11 protein-coding genes are annotated in these 13,445 nt (G+C 51.5%); 5 read left to right on the forward strand and 6 right to left on the reverse strand.

The window, feature by feature from the left end:
- Positions 1-37: 37 nt before the first annotated feature.
- The 3 genes from ubiB to ubiE are packed head-to-tail and all read right to left on the reverse strand — an operon-like array spanning position 38 to position 3,036.
- Positions 38-1,636, reverse strand: a complete 1,599-nt coding sequence (gene ubiB / locus C2M24_RS12655) for a ubiquinone biosynthesis regulatory protein kinase UbiB (protein WP_105200357.1) — start codon at positions 1,634-1,636, stop codon at positions 38-40.
- A 2-nt stretch (positions 1,637-1,638) separates the two neighbouring features.
- Positions 1,639-2,271 (reverse strand): ubiquinone biosynthesis accessory factor UbiJ, encoded by a 633-nt coding sequence (locus tag C2M24_RS12660; protein ID WP_105215335.1) that lies wholly within the window; start codon positions 2,269-2,271, stop codon positions 1,639-1,641.
- A gap of 9 nt (positions 2,272-2,280) precedes the next feature.
- Positions 2,281-3,036: a bifunctional demethylmenaquinone methyltransferase/2-methoxy-6-polyprenyl-1,4-benzoquinol methylase UbiE gene (ubiE, locus tag C2M24_RS12665; RefSeq protein WP_105200355.1), complete on the reverse strand. Its 756-nt coding sequence runs from the start codon at positions 3,034-3,036 to the stop codon at positions 2,281-2,283.
- 231 nt (positions 3,037-3,267) lie between these two features.
- Between ubiE and C2M24_RS12670 the strand changes: the two genes are divergently transcribed.
- A complete protein-coding gene (locus C2M24_RS12670) occupies positions 3,268-5,046 on the forward strand; it encodes a DUF885 domain-containing protein (protein ID WP_105215337.1) in 1,779 nt (592 codons plus the stop codon).
- 65 nt (positions 5,047-5,111) lie between these two features.
- Complete coding sequence (locus C2M24_RS12675) at positions 5,112-6,167, forward strand: potassium channel family protein (RefSeq protein WP_105200353.1); 1,056 nt, start codon at positions 5,112-5,114, stop codon at positions 6,165-6,167.
- A 6-nt stretch (positions 6,168-6,173) separates the two neighbouring features.
- On the opposite strand, the gene C2M24_RS12680 is transcribed toward C2M24_RS12675, so the two are convergent.
- A complete protein-coding gene (locus tag C2M24_RS12680) occupies positions 6,174-7,001 on the reverse strand; it encodes an alpha/beta hydrolase (protein ID WP_105215394.1) in 828 nt (275 codons plus the stop codon).
- A 316-nt stretch (positions 7,002-7,317) separates the two neighbouring features.
- On the opposite strand from C2M24_RS12680, the gene C2M24_RS12685 reads away from it, so the two are divergent.
- Both C2M24_RS12685 and C2M24_RS12690 read left to right on the forward strand, forming a co-directional pair.
- Positions 7,318-7,869: an RNA polymerase sigma factor gene (locus C2M24_RS12685; protein WP_105215339.1), complete on the forward strand. Its 552-nt coding sequence runs from the start codon at positions 7,318-7,320 to the stop codon at positions 7,867-7,869.
- Positions 7,847-8,224: a DUF6768 family protein gene (locus C2M24_RS12690; RefSeq protein WP_105215341.1), complete on the forward strand. Its 378-nt coding sequence runs from the start codon at positions 7,847-7,849 to the stop codon at positions 8,222-8,224. The genes C2M24_RS12685 and C2M24_RS12690 overlap by 23 nt, the downstream gene beginning before the upstream one ends.
- 19 nt (positions 8,225-8,243) lie before the next feature.
- On the opposite strand, the gene C2M24_RS12695 is transcribed toward C2M24_RS12690, so the two are convergent.
- Both C2M24_RS12695 and speE read right to left on the reverse strand, forming a co-directional pair.
- Positions 8,244-10,277, reverse strand: a complete 2,034-nt coding sequence (locus tag C2M24_RS12695; RefSeq protein WP_105215343.1) for a glycoside hydrolase family 97 protein — start codon at positions 10,275-10,277, stop codon at positions 8,244-8,246.
- Between the two features lie 143 nt (positions 10,278-10,420).
- Complete coding sequence (speE, locus tag C2M24_RS12700; protein ID WP_105200350.1) at positions 10,421-11,284, reverse strand: polyamine aminopropyltransferase; 864 nt, start codon at positions 11,282-11,284, stop codon at positions 10,421-10,423.
- 161 nt (positions 11,285-11,445) lie between these two features.
- Here speE and speA point away from each other — a divergent pair, with 161 nt between their 5' ends.
- Complete coding sequence (gene speA, locus C2M24_RS12705; protein ID WP_105215345.1) at positions 11,446-13,350, forward strand: biosynthetic arginine decarboxylase; 1,905 nt, start codon at positions 11,446-11,448, stop codon at positions 13,348-13,350.
- Positions 13,351-13,445 lie beyond the last annotated feature (95 nt).

Raw genomic sequence — 13,445 nt, forward strand, 5'->3', positions numbered from 1 at the left:
CGTCGAGCTAATAGTATAAATCTTTACGGGGGAGACCCTATCCCTTTCGCCAACCCAGCCAACAAAGGCCTGCTCCCAAGGTGGCGCTAAGTGCGGCCCCAGTATACCAGTGGTTGATGACCAAAATACTACTGACTATCAAGGCACTGCAACCAATTAAGGTAAGCAGCACGGGTTTGTGGTTATTGGCCTGGGGTGGCGGCTGCAGATGCTGGCGCTTCAGAGCGTGATAGAGCAAATCCGGGATCTCGGGCATCTTTTCCGCCCAAAATGGCAAATTAGCATACATTTGCTTGGCCACGGCCCAAGGACCTACTTGTTGTTTGACCCAATCTTCCAAGAAAGGTTTCGCCGTTTGCCACAGGTCCAGCTGCGGGTAGAGCTGGCGACCCAGGCCTTCAACATAGAGCAAGGTTTTTTGCAGTAACACCAGTTGCGGCTGCACTTCCATATTAAAACGTCGTGCCGTATTGAACAGGTTAACGAGCACATGGCCGAAGGAGATCTCCGCCAGCGGCTTATTAAAAATCGGCTCACACACGGTACGAATAGCAAATTCGAATTCTTCTATGCTGGTATCGGCAGGCACCCAGCCCGAGTCCACATGCAGCTCCGCCACCTTGCGGTAATCGCGGTTAAAAAAGGCGATAAAGTTCTCAGCCAGGTAGCGTTTATCGTCTTTATTCAGGGTGCCGACAATGCCGCAGTCTATGCCTATATACTGCGGGTTGTGCGGGTTCTCGTGAGAGACAAAAATATTGCCTGGGTGCATATCGGCATGGAAGAAGCTGTCGCGGAATACCTGAGTAAAGAAGACCTCAACGCCGCGTTCGGCCAGCAACTTCATATTGGTACCTTGCTTTAGCAGGGCATCGGTGTCGGAGACAGGAATACCGTAAATGCGCTCCATCACCAGCACATTGCTGCGGCTGTAATCGCTGTACACATAGGGAATGTAGAGGGATTCAGAACCTTCAAAGTTGCGTCTGAGCACAATGGCATTGGCGCCCTCACGCATTAAATCCAGCTCATCGAGCAGGGTTTTCTTATACTCTTTGACCACTTCAACCGGGCGTAAACGACGGCCCTCGCGCAGTAGTTTGGCCACCACCTTGGCGCATTGTTGCATCAGGGTGAGGTCGGCATCGATCTGCTTTTTGATATCGGGGCGAATGACCTTAACCACCACTTCCTGATGCTCGCCGCTGCCATCGGCCAGCTTGGCGGTATGTACCTGAGCGATGGAGGCAGAGGCTAATGGGGTGGTGTCGAATTCGCTGAAAACGGCGCTGATATCGTCGATTTCTAACGCCTGTTCGATAATTTTCTGCGCCAGGTCGCCGCTAAACGGCGGCACCTGGTCTTGCAGCAGCGCCAGTTCGTTGGCGATCTCAGGAGGCAAGAGGTCGCGGCGGGTAGACAGCATTTGTCCAAATTTAATCCACACCGGCCCTAGGGTTTGCAGGGCCAGGCGCAGGCGCATGCCTGCGGGTTTGTCGCGATGGCGGTTGCGTAACCAAAAGGCGCTGCTTCTGGCCAGTTTGGCAAACCAGGGCAGTTTATGGCGCGGCAGCAGCTCATCAATGCCGTATTGCAATAAGGTTTTGGTGATGAAATACAGTCGCGCTACGGCCACAATTAACCTCTTGTTTGCTGCATTGGCATTTGCGCCAATAGTTTATCTAGGCGCTGTTCCAGCTGTTGGACATCGCTCTTTAATTGGCGATTCTGACGGGTGAATTGGGTCAGTTCCAGCGGGTGAATGCTTACTTTAAGCTCGTCTTGTAACAGCGTCAGCAGTATATGATCCAGCTTGCCTTGTGCTTCTAACGCCCGGGCTTTGCCTTGGCTGACAGCTTGCCATAATAACTGCGCTGGCGCATCGCCGATATATTGCGACCAATGTTCCGGCCAGTCGATATCGAGCTCGCTAAAGGCCTGACTAAAGGCCTGGGCAAGATGAATATCGCCGTCGATATCGAGTTTATGCTGGCGGATAAGCTGGGTCAGGCGCGATGGCTCTTTAAGCTTCATCAGGGTGTCGGTATCGGCACTGATAAAGCAATCACTGTACTCGGGCTGTGCATCGTGCACTTGCAGCATCAGGCCTTCGCTGGCGTAGACGACGCTGATAAATTGCTGCCAGTCGCGCACATGTACCACAAGGCTTTGCCCCTGTACCTTGGCAAGACGGGCCTGCACCTGGGGGTCGAGGGAGATTAGCCTGTTGGCGAGAGTTTCTATGGCGGCGATAGCAAAATGCCCGAGCATGGCCGCTCCTTAAAACTTAAAGCCGCGATGCAGGGCAACGATACCGCCGCTCATATTCTGATAGCTGGTCTGCTCAAAGCCCACGTCTTTCATCATGCCCTCTAATGTTTCTTGATCCGGGTGCATACGAATAGACTCGGCAAGGTATTTGTAAGACTCGCTGTCATTGAGCACTACCTGGCCCACCTTAGGCAGAATATTGAAGGAATAGATATCATAAAGCTTAGTCAGTACTTCATGCTCAGGCTTGGAGAATTCCAACACCAGCAGACGACCGCCTGGCTTAAGCACGCGATACATGGAAGCCAAAGCCTTGCTTTGGTCGGTCACGTTACGTAGACCAAAGGCGATGGTGATCACGTCTATGCTGTTGTCCGGAAACGGCAGCTCTTCGGCGTTCATCTGTACATATTCGATATTGCTGACCAGGCCACGGTCGCGCAATTTGTCACGACCTACCTTGAGCATCGAATCATTGATATCGCCCAAGATCACGCGGCCGGTATCGCCAACCAGCTGGCTGAATTTAGCGGTCAGGTCGCCGGTACCACCGGCTAAGTCAAGAATTGTTTGGCCTTTGCGGGCGCCCGAGCTGGCTATGGTTACGCGTTTCCATAGACGATGAATGCCAAAAGAGAGCAAATCATTCATTAAATCGTATTTAGCTGCGACCGAGTGGAAAACATCGGCAACATGAGCCGCTTTTTCGTTTGCCGCGACCGTTTTATAACCAAAATGCGTGGTTTTTTGCTCAGCTTCTTTCATGGTAATTCAAGCCTAGAGGGAATTTGGCCATAGTGTACTTGAGGGCCCGTAACAGCTCAAGGATTAAGCCATTTTTACGCTCGCTCTGATTTTGCCTAATGCCTATAACGGCAGGGCACAAAACAGCGAGGCGAACAAAAGAAGGGAGATTTGGTCGCATCGACTTTGACACACATAGCCGCTGGGCTAGAGTAGGGCATCATAGTGCATTGCAATAACGAGAACAGAAATATGCAGTCTCCCTTTAAGTTGAAAACATTGGCCCTGGCCACTGCCTTGGTATTGGGCGTTAGTGCCTGTGCGGCGCCCAGCAAAACCGCGCCCCTGAACCAGGATGAGACCTTTACCCAGGTCGCCGAGCAAATCGTCAAATATCGCGAAAGTGTGAATCCTTACCGGCAAGAGGTGGACGGTTATCTGCTGGCCAACCTCAGCCCCGAGTACCTCAAGGCGCAGTACGAGCAACGCCAGGCCTTGCTTGCCCAGCTTGATGCCATAGATAGCGAGGCACTCAGCGGCGAGAACAAGATCAATCTACAGATTATCCGCGCTCAGGTGCAGAACCAGCTGGATGAGTATCGCTTTAATACCCATTATATGCCGCTGACCTCAGAGTACGGCTTTCACTCGTCGCTGTCCTTTATGGTTGCCCGTGGCGATTACAGCTCAAAAGCTGGTTTTGAAACCTACCTTAAGCGCTTAAGCCAGGTGCCGCGTTTCTTCGAGCAGAATATTTATTGGATGAACAAGGGCCTGGAAACCGGTCTGACTCAACCTAAGGCGGTACTCGCCGGTTATGAAGAGTCCATCAGCGCCTTTTTGGTGACTGATGTTACCGAATCCGAGTTTTATGGGCCTTTTAAGCAAAATACCGCCGGTATCAGCGATGATGAATTTGCCCTGCTACAAAGTCAGGCCAAGGAAGTGATCGGCAAGCAGGTGTTGCCAGCGTATCAAAACTACTACGACTTTTTCGTTAACACCTATCGCCCCGGTGCCCGCGATACCATAGGCATCTCGAATGTGCCTAACGGCGAGGCCTTTTATGCCAATCGCGCCAAGCATTACACCACCACCGAGATGACGCCAAAGGAAATCCATGAACTGGGTTTGCAGGAAGTAAAACGCATCCGTGGTGAGATGCAGGCGATCATCGATGAGCTTGGCTTTGAAGGCAGTTTTGCCGACTTTGTTGAGTTCTTGCGTACCGATCCGCAGTTTTACGCCACCACCCCGGAAGAGTTGCTGAAGGAAGCGTCTTATATCGCCAAAAAGATGGACGCTCAGTTGCCAAAATTGTTTAAGGAGTTGCCTCGTAAGCCTTATGGTGTTGCGCCGGTTCCCGCCAACATAGCCCCTAAATACACCACGGGCCGCTACTCGGGCTCCAGCCGTGATGACGAAGCAGGCTTCTACTGGGTCAATACCTATGCTCTGGATAAGCGCCCCTTGTATGTGTTGGAAGCACTGACCTTGCACGAAGCGGTACCGGGTCATCACCTGCAAATTTCCCTTAATGCCGAGCTGGATTACCTGCCAAGCTATCGCCGTAATGCCTATCTTTCGGCCTTTGGTGAAGGCTGGGGTTTGTACAGTGAATACTTGGGTATTGAAGCGGGCTTCTATCAAGACCCTTATAGCGACTTTGGTCGCCTCACCTATGAAATGTGGCGTGCGGCGCGTTTAGTGGTGGATACCGGCATGCATATGTTCGGTTGGTCGCGCCAGCAGGCGCTGGATTTTATGAGCGAAAACACAGCATTATCACTGCATAATGTGAAAACGGAAACGGATCGCTATATCTCCTGGCCGGCTCAGGCACTGTCGTACAAAATTGGCGAGCTGACCATTAAGCGCTTACGTGCCAAGGCGGAAAAAGCCCTGGGTCATGACTTTGACGTGCGCGAGTTCCACTATCAGGTCTTGCGTCATGGTTCTATTCCACTTAATGTACTAGAGCAGCAAATTGACCAGTATATTGCTGAGGCATTAGCGACCAAGAAAAGCTAGAATGCTGAAATATTACAAGAAATTGGGCGCCTAAGGCGCCCAAATAGTTAGGGATAAGGCGAATTATGCCGATATTGATTAAGCGCCTTTTGCTCACCATTCGCAGCCATATCGACCAGCTCAGTTGGCAGGCGGTGGTACTCGCAATTTTAGCGCATATGGGGATAACCTGGCTGCTGCTGGCGGCCGCCGGTGAGCAGGCGCTGCTGGCGCCAAACACGTTTTTTTATTATTACGTGGTCACCACTTCAACCGTGGGGTATGGCGATTTAAGCCCAGGCTCAGATCTGGGGCGCCTGCTGGTGGCCCTGGTGCAAATTCCTTTCGGTTTGGCATTATTCGGTATGCTGCTGGGTAAGGCCGGACAAACCATTACACATATAATAAGGCGTGCTATGACAGGTGAAAAAGACGTAACGCATTTTGCTAACCACATCATTATTTTCGGTTGGCACCCAGTGCGCACTCGCAAAATGGTGCGCTACATTCTTGCCGATGACAAACGGGTGCGCAGAGACATAGTGCTGGCGGTGACCGATGATATAGAGCACCCTTTCTTTTCTGAGCCCAATGTCAGCTTTGTAAAACTGAGCAGCTATACCGATGAAGAGCAACTCAAGCGTGTTGGTATCAGTACCGCCGATCGCATCATAGTGGAAGGGGCGGACGATAACCAAAGCTTCACCACGGCGCTGAAGATCAGCAAGTTAGTGAAGGAAAGCGCCCATATCTGTGCTTATTTCGATGATGAAAGTAAGGCGCAAATGCTGAGCGAGCACTGTGCCAACGTTGAATGCAGCTCTAACCGTACCGCCGAGGTGCTGGTTCGCTCGATGGAAGACCCAGGTGCCAGTCGAGTGCAGCAGGAAATTATGTCGAGTCTCCATGGTGACACGCATTTCTCCATGGTGATCCCAAACGAAGTCAGTCGCTTCACCTATGCGGATATTTTTGAGCTCTTTAAGCGCCAGTATGACGCCACCATTTTAGGCATTGCCCATAATCGCAGCGCCCTGGATATGGATCTCAACCCACCGCTGGATTACGCCATTCAGGGCGGCGATATTATTCACTATATTGCCCCGGTACGCGTTCTTGCCGCCGAGGTAAAGTGGCCGTAATTGGTATTACTCACCTTCCTTGAGCAGCCAATCCAAGCCTTGGATTGAGGTGCTTGGGAAGGCGGTGGCATGACGAGCCTCCTCTATAATCCTCAGTTTGATTTGGCTGTGACTCGCCGGCAGGCTGCGCAGCTTATCAAACAGGGCCTGTGCGCCGGCCACCATATCCTGCCCCTCGCCATGCGCTGGGGTTTCTAAACTACCCACACCTATATAGACTTTGGGCGCTGCCTTACTGGGCTTTAGCTCTAAAGCCAGAATAGACTGGTTATCAAACCACACCGATGGGCTGCCCAGAATATAGGTGCTGAACATATCCGGTTCTTGCAGCAGTAAATAGGCGCCGAACAGTCCACCTAAAGAATTCCCCATATAGGTGCGCTGCGTTGCCAGAGCGCGGTAATTTTTTTGTATATGGGTAAATACCTGTTCGCGAATAAAGCGCGCATGTTTCGCTGCTTCGCCGGTGGCCAGCTTCCAGCTCGATTCTTTGGTTGGGGTGTAATCACGAACGCGGCTGCTCTGGCCCTTGTCGCCTTGAGCGTAACCAATGGCAACTAAAATGGCCTCGGGCATGGCCCCTGAATTCATCGGGAAGCGAGTGGCCCCGGAGACCAGTTGAAAACTGTAATGGCCGTCGGTGAGGTAAATAACCGGGTAGTGTTTACTTGGGTTTTTAGCATAGGAAGCAGGCAGCTTAATATACAGAGGGTAGGTATGCTGGCTATGGTGATCCGTTAATTCGATGACCTGGCTGCGGGGGATGGAATACGCGCCTTGTTGGCCATAGGCAAGTCCGCAAAAGAGTAATAACAGCAGCGAGAATAACCGCATAAACACACCTAAAATCAATTAATTTGCTTCAATTTTGCACCATACTAGCAGCTATCTAGCAGCTATACTTTGACGGCGACCATAATACCAATTCACTTAAATAGCTAATCATTCTAGCGGGCTAAATATCGTGCTAACCGCGTTGGAATTTTTCTATGTAGAATAGCTACATAAGAAAAATTCCGCCTTGTTATCACCTCATTTATCCAGCGCTATATCTGATCACATACTTAACAGAATTGGTATAAATTAATTACCTTGGTTGCCAACCTTTTTGCTTGCTACTGCGTCTTGTAATAAAGATTTGATTTTCACTATGACAGAAACCACCACGGCGTTATTGGTTCTGGCCGCACAAAAAGGGGACGCGAGCGCCTTCTCGGCCTTGTGTGAGCGCCACTATCAGGGCAGTTACCGCTTTGCCTTTAAGCTCTGCCAGTGTGAGCAGGAGGCGGCGGATCTCACTCAGGAGGTATGGAGCAAGGTGGCCAAAGATATTCGCGCTTTACTCGAGCCCAGTGCCTTTAAAGCCTGGTTGTTTCGCGCCGTGTATCGGCGCTTTATCGACCTAACGCGACGTCGGCAAAAAGAGCTGCTGGTGGCCGAGCCACCGCAGCAACAATGCGGGGATACGGCCAAGGTAGAGCGGCATATAGACTTACTCGCCCTGATAGCCCAACTGCCGGGCGTGGAGCGCCATAGTGTGTATTTGTTTTATTTAGAAGAGTTGCCCATAGCGGATATCGCCAGGGTACTAGATACACCCCTTGGCACAATTAAATCGCGCTTACACAGTGCCAGACAGAAGTTAAGCCAATGGGCCCAAGACGAAAGAGGAAGCGAGCATGAATCTAGAGCAGCAAATTAAGTCGGAGTTGGCGCAGGAGCGCCAGCAATTAGACGGTATTTTAAGCCGGGATGAGGGCTTATTTGCCCGCTTGGGGCAAACCTATCAGGGCTCCATGCGCTTCTGGGTGTGGTTTTCAACTCTGTTGGCCTTGATTGCCACGGCGGCCTTTATTTATTGCGGCTATCGCTTTTACATCGCCACCGAGGTCGGTGCCCAGATTTTTTGGGCGGTGTGGTTTATCGTCGGCCTTATGGTGCAGATTGCGGTGAAGCTATGGATCTTTATGGAAATGAACCGCAACTCCATTATTCGCGAGATTAAACGCACCGAGTATTTATTGCTTGAGCGCAGCCAAAAAAAAGCCACCGAGTAGGTGGCTTTTTCGTTCATTGTTAGTCCAGGGCCTTAAAGCGAATCGCCGTACCGCCGCTGGGCGCCAGCTTAAGCGTAAGCTGGTCCTTGCGGGTGACCACCTGCTTGCTGATAGCCATGCTGTAGGGGTTATTCACCCATTCGGCATCCTCGCCATCGGCATAGATCTGCGCCTCAAAGTGTTTACCCGGCTCTAAAAAGTCGAGCTTGATATCGACCTTGCGGGCTTCACCATCGGTAATGGCGCCCAGATACCAGTCGTTACCACTGTAGTGATCGCGCTTGCGCTCCTTACGGGCAAAAACAACATACTCGCCCATTTCACCGGCAATGGCCTGGCTTCGCTCCCAATCGGTGGGCACATCCTGGATAAACTGGAAGGCATCCGGCTTGGCCAGGTAGTTACGGGGTAAATCCGCCGCCATTTGCACCGGGCTGTAGAGCACCACATAGAGCGCCAGCTGTTTCGCCAGGGTGGTTTGCGGGCGGTTGGTATCCGCGCCTAGGCCGTTAAAGCCCATATCGAAGATCCCCGGAGTGAAGTCCATTGGCCCCGCCAGCATGCGGGTGTAGGCCAGCATTGGCGTATGCGCCGGTGGGTTCGGCGGTGTGCCCCAGGCATTAAATTCCTGACCACGCGAGCCTTCACGGGTGATCCAGTTCGGGTAGGTGCGGCGCAGGCCGGTGTCTTTGATCGGCTCATGGGTATTGATGCTGAGCTGATACTTGGCCGCCAGTTCAATATTGTAGAGGTATTCGTTAGCCATAAACTGGCCGTCGTGCCACTCGTAGCGGGCGATACCCTGCTCATCGATGCGTTTGATATTGCCGCCATCGGCAACATAGCCGGTTTTGATCTGGCTTACGCCATGTTTCTGATAGAGCTTAAAGGCGTCTTCCATCTGGTTGCGATAGTTGCTGACATTGCCCGAGGTTTCATGGTGACCGATCAGTTTCGCACCCACCTTTTCACCGTGTTTGGCGATGGCGGCCAGGTCGAAATCATCATAGCTTTTGGTAAAGCTAAAGACATCGCCATTAAAGAACCAGTCGCCGTCCCAGCCTTGGTTCCAGCCTTCAACGAGCACGCCATCGAAGCCATATTTGGCGGCAAAGTCCAGGTATTCAATGGTGTTTTCTGTGGTGGCGCCGTGTTTTTCACCGCTGCCCCAGGTGTTTTCATTGATATGCATGCCCCACCAGATACCCACGTATTTACCCGGCTTCACCCAGGATACATCGCCGAGTTTATTCGGTTCATTGAGGTTGAGGATCAGGTGCGAGTTAAGTAGCCCGGTGGCCTTATCGGCGATTTGAATGGTACGCCAGGGGGTGGTGAAACCGTTTTCGGTTTTTACCGCAATGCCGTCAGACCAAGGCGTTAAATCGGCTTTAAAAATACCCGGACGACGCTGGTTCAGAGTCATGCCGGCATAATCGACTAGGGCGGCTTCGTGAATACTGATATGGACGCCATTACCCATTTTCAGGGTAAAGGGCGTATGAACATGGGCTGCCTCGCTGGCGTCGGTGCGCTTATAGACGTACTCGTAACGGTTCCAGCCACGGGCCGGGATCCACAGCGCTTCGTTGTTTTGTCCGGCCAGAGCAAACTCGGTGAGCTCATCGGTGATCTGGTAGTCGGGGCGCTCTTTGCCTTCTAATTCATAACGAAAGCCCAGACCGTCATTAAAGGCGCGCACCCGCACCCTGTAGTTGCGGCTGGCATCGCTTTCATCGCTGAAGGTAACCGCCAGTTCGTTGTGATTGTCACGGATAAGGCGTTGCTCGCCCCAGGGCTGTTGCCAGCTTTGGTCGACGCTTTGAGTTTGCGTCTCGGTGATCACCAGGCCATCGCGTAGCGGTGCCGCGTCCTTAAAGTAAAAGCCGAGCTTGGATGTGTTAATCACCGGCTTACCGGCAAACGTCACCTGGTAACTTGGGGCGCCTTCATCACTTAAAGAAATTTGGATCTGGCCGTCGGGAGAGCTGACGCTCACGGTTTTTGCCAGCGCTAATGGCGATGCCAAAAGCAAAGGGATAAATACTCGCATTGACTTGTCCTGGTAATACATAACGCCTAAAGAGAAATCTTAGGGTAAGGTGAATCCAGGGTGATCACATAGAAATTGCATACGTATTCAAAGGCGAGGGGCTAGCTGCAGAGGTAAAAAAGGCGAGTTGAACTCGCCTTTTTTTATTTTGTTTCGCCTGCGAAGGCTCTTGCCATAAATGGCGGCTCGCTTAAGGCGCCCTGGTGGATACCCGGGGTGTAGTATTCGGTTTGTAGTGCTTGTGGATCACAGGCGCGGAAGCCGTCGAAACCCATGCCTTTACGAGCCAGAGTCACAGACCATAAACCCGACGGGTAAATAGGCTGCGGGAATGGCAAGGTTTGCAAGGCGCCAAAGCCCACTTCCTTCATCGCACCGCGCATTTCCAATAGTAATGGCATATGCATTAGCGGGCTTTCGCTTTGCTGTACCAGCACGCCGCCAGGGCGCAGGGCTTGCAAGCAACTTTGGTAGAAGGCGTGGTTGAACAGGCCTTCACCCGGGCCAACCGGATCTGTGCCGTCAACAATCACTACGTCGATAGACTCAGGCGCGGCTTCGCGCATGTATTTGATGCCGTCATCAAATAACAAGGTTGCGCGTGGGTCCTGGTTTGAAGTGCACAGCTCAGGGAAATACTTCAGCGACATTTCGGTAACCACTTGATCTATATCGATTTGCGTGACCGACTCTACGCTGTCGTGCTTAAGCACTTCACGCAGGGTGCCGCAGTCGCCGCCGCCGATGATCACCACGTTTTTCGGATTCGGGTGGCTGAACAGCGCAGGGTGGGCGATCATTTCATGGTAAAAGAAATTCTCGCGGGTACTCACCATGGTGCAGCCGTCAATGATCATCAGGTTGCCAAAGTCGGTGGTTTCATACATGGCAACATGCTGAAAGGGAGACTGTTTTTCTTCAAGTAATTTGTTGATACGCAGTGAGAAAGCACTGCCATCACGGTCACTGATTTCGGTAAACCAGTGGTTTTTATCTAAACTTGTCATGTGTTACATAATCACCAATAAATGAGAAACGCAATTTTGCCAGTGTGCAGGGCAATGCTCAATCACATTTTAGCTGCATTTATGTGATTTTCTATTCGCTAGTGGCAATAAGAGGTATTAAACTAGCGGCAAATTCTTGGGTCAATATTGAGAGCAGAGTTATGGAAAAGGGTCCCCTGACAGGTCACCCAGCGGGTTACCAGGTCGCTCAATCCGTTTATAACGTCAGTCATTGGAGCGATGGCTACTTTGATATTAACGCTCAGGGTGAGCTGGTGGCTTATCCTGATGGCGATAAAAATAAACCCGGTTTGGCATTAAATGCCTTAGTCGAGCGTTTTAAAGAGCAAGGCCTGACCTTGCCGGTGTTGGTGCGTTTTACCGATATTTTGCAGCATCGTGCATCGCGTTTAATTTCTGCCTTCAGTCAGGCCAAAACCGCCAAGGGTTATCAGGGTGACTATACCTGCGTCTATCCGATCAAGGTAAACCAGCAGCGCTCTGTGGTATCCAAGTTATTGGCGCACAACAGTGGTCAGGTCGGCTTAGAAGCCGGTTCTAAGCCTGAGCTGATGGCCATTCTCGGCTTGGCCGAAAAAGACATCACCATAGTCTGTAATGGTTACAAAGACAGCGAGTTTATGCGTCTGGCGCTGATCGGTCAGGCTACCGGCCACAAGGTTAATATTGTTATCGAAAAGCTTTCCGAGCTTGATGCGCTGATCCGCGAAATGGATGCCATGGCCCTTGAAGCGCCAATCGGTATTCGTATTCGTCTTAATTCCGTGGGTAAGGGCAAATGGCAAAATACCGGTGGTGAGCGCGGCAAATTTGGTTTGACCGCCTCTCAGGTGCTGCAGGCCGTTGAGACCTTAAAGAAACATAATAAGCTGCATTTAATGGAGCTGGTGCATTTTCATATAGGTTCGCAAATCGCCAATATTCGCGATATCCAACGAGCGCTAACCGAATGTGCCCGCCACTATGCGCAGTTGTGCCAAATGGGCGTGCCGCTGAAAACCGTGGACGTGGGCGGCGGCTTGGGTGTTGACTACGAAGGTTCGGGCTCACGCAGCAGCTGCTCAATGAACTACACGGTTGAAGAGTATGCCAAAAACGTGGTGGCCGCCTTTGCTGAGGTGAGCGATGCCAACGATCTGGCTCATCCGGCCATTATTACCGAATCGGGCAGGGCGCTGACCGCACACCATGCGGTATTGATCACCGATGTGGTGGACGTAGAAAAAGCACCTAATAACGAGGTGGCGATAGCCGATGATGCAAACCTGCCTAAGGTGGTGCTGGAAATGCAGCAAACCTGCGCCGGTGTTAACGCCCGAATGGCCATTGAAAGCTATCACGATGCCATGCATCTGTTCAGCGAGGCTCATGCTCAATATGTGCATGGCATGCTGGGTATTGAGCAGTGGGCCCTGGTTGAGCAACTTTATTTCCGTACCCTGCACAAGGTGCGTGCTTGTTTGAGCGAGTCGGCACGTGCCCATCGCGAGGTGATTGACGAGCTGAACGAAAAGCTGGCGGATAAGCTGTTTGTAAACTTCTCATTATTCCAGTCGCTACCGGATGTGTGGGGTATTGGTCAGTTATTCCCGGTACTGCCCATCGAACATCTAGATAAGCCGTTGGATCAGCGCGTGATCATTCAGGATATTACCTGTGATTCAGACGGACAAATTCGCGAGTATGTAGATGGTGCCGGTATCGAAGCCAGTCTGCCCATTCCACGCTATGAGTTTGGTCAGCAATATCATATTGCCATGTTTATGGTTGGTGCCTATCAGGAGATCCTGGGCGACCTGCATAACCTGTTTGGTGACACCGATTCTGTGCATGTGGAAATGCACGGTGAAGAGTACCGCCTGACCAATGAAATCAAGGGCGACAGTGTTCAGGACGTATTAAAATTTGTTCATTACGATAGTGAAGCCTTGGCGGCGCGTTATCAGCAAAGAGTCAGCGCAATGGCTATCGAAGCGGCGCTGAAGCAGAGTTATCTGGATGAGCTAAATCACGGATTAAGCGGCTATACCTACTTTGAAGACTAGCCCGGGTTTGTTGCCAGTCGGCAACAGAACCCTTTTCCGTTAAAGACAAAAAAGCGCTATCATTAGCGCTTGTTTTTTATACCCAAATAGGAAAG

The organism is Pseudoalteromonas sp. T1lg22 (genome assembly GCF_002964645.1).
Lineage (GTDB): Bacteria > Pseudomonadota > Gammaproteobacteria > Enterobacterales > Alteromonadaceae > Pseudoalteromonas.

Excerpts from the sequence above, each read along its gene's own strand:
- C2M24_RS12675 (WP_105200353.1), top strand. The coding sequence starts at position 5,112 with ATGCCGATATTGATTAAGCGCCTTTTGCTCACCATTCGCAGCCATATC.
- speE (WP_105200350.1), bottom strand. The coding sequence starts at position 11,284 with ATGACAAGTTTAGATAAAAACCACTGGTTTACCGAAATCAGTGACCGT.
- ubiE (WP_105200355.1), bottom strand. The coding sequence starts at position 3,036 with ATGAAAGAAGCTGAGCAAAAAACCACGCATTTTGGTTATAAAACGGTC.
- C2M24_RS12685 (WP_105215339.1), top strand. The coding sequence starts at position 7,318 with ATGACAGAAACCACCACGGCGTTATTGGTTCTGGCCGCACAAAAAGGG.
- C2M24_RS12695 (WP_105215343.1), bottom strand. The coding sequence starts at position 10,277 with ATGCGAGTATTTATCCCTTTGCTTTTGGCATCGCCATTAGCGCTGGCA.
- C2M24_RS12670 (WP_105215337.1), top strand. The coding sequence starts at position 3,268 with ATGCAGTCTCCCTTTAAGTTGAAAACATTGGCCCTGGCCACTGCCTTG.
- C2M24_RS12660 (WP_105215335.1), bottom strand. The coding sequence starts at position 2,271 with ATGCTCGGGCATTTTGCTATCGCCGCCATAGAAACTCTCGCCAACAGG.
- speA (WP_105215345.1), top strand. The coding sequence starts at position 11,446 with ATGGAAAAGGGTCCCCTGACAGGTCACCCAGCGGGTTACCAGGTCGCT.
- C2M24_RS12680 (WP_105215394.1), bottom strand. The coding sequence starts at position 7,001 with ATGCGGTTATTCTCGCTGCTGTTATTACTCTTTTGCGGACTTGCCTAT.
- C2M24_RS12690 (WP_105215341.1), top strand. The coding sequence starts at position 7,847 with ATGAATCTAGAGCAGCAAATTAAGTCGGAGTTGGCGCAGGAGCGCCAG.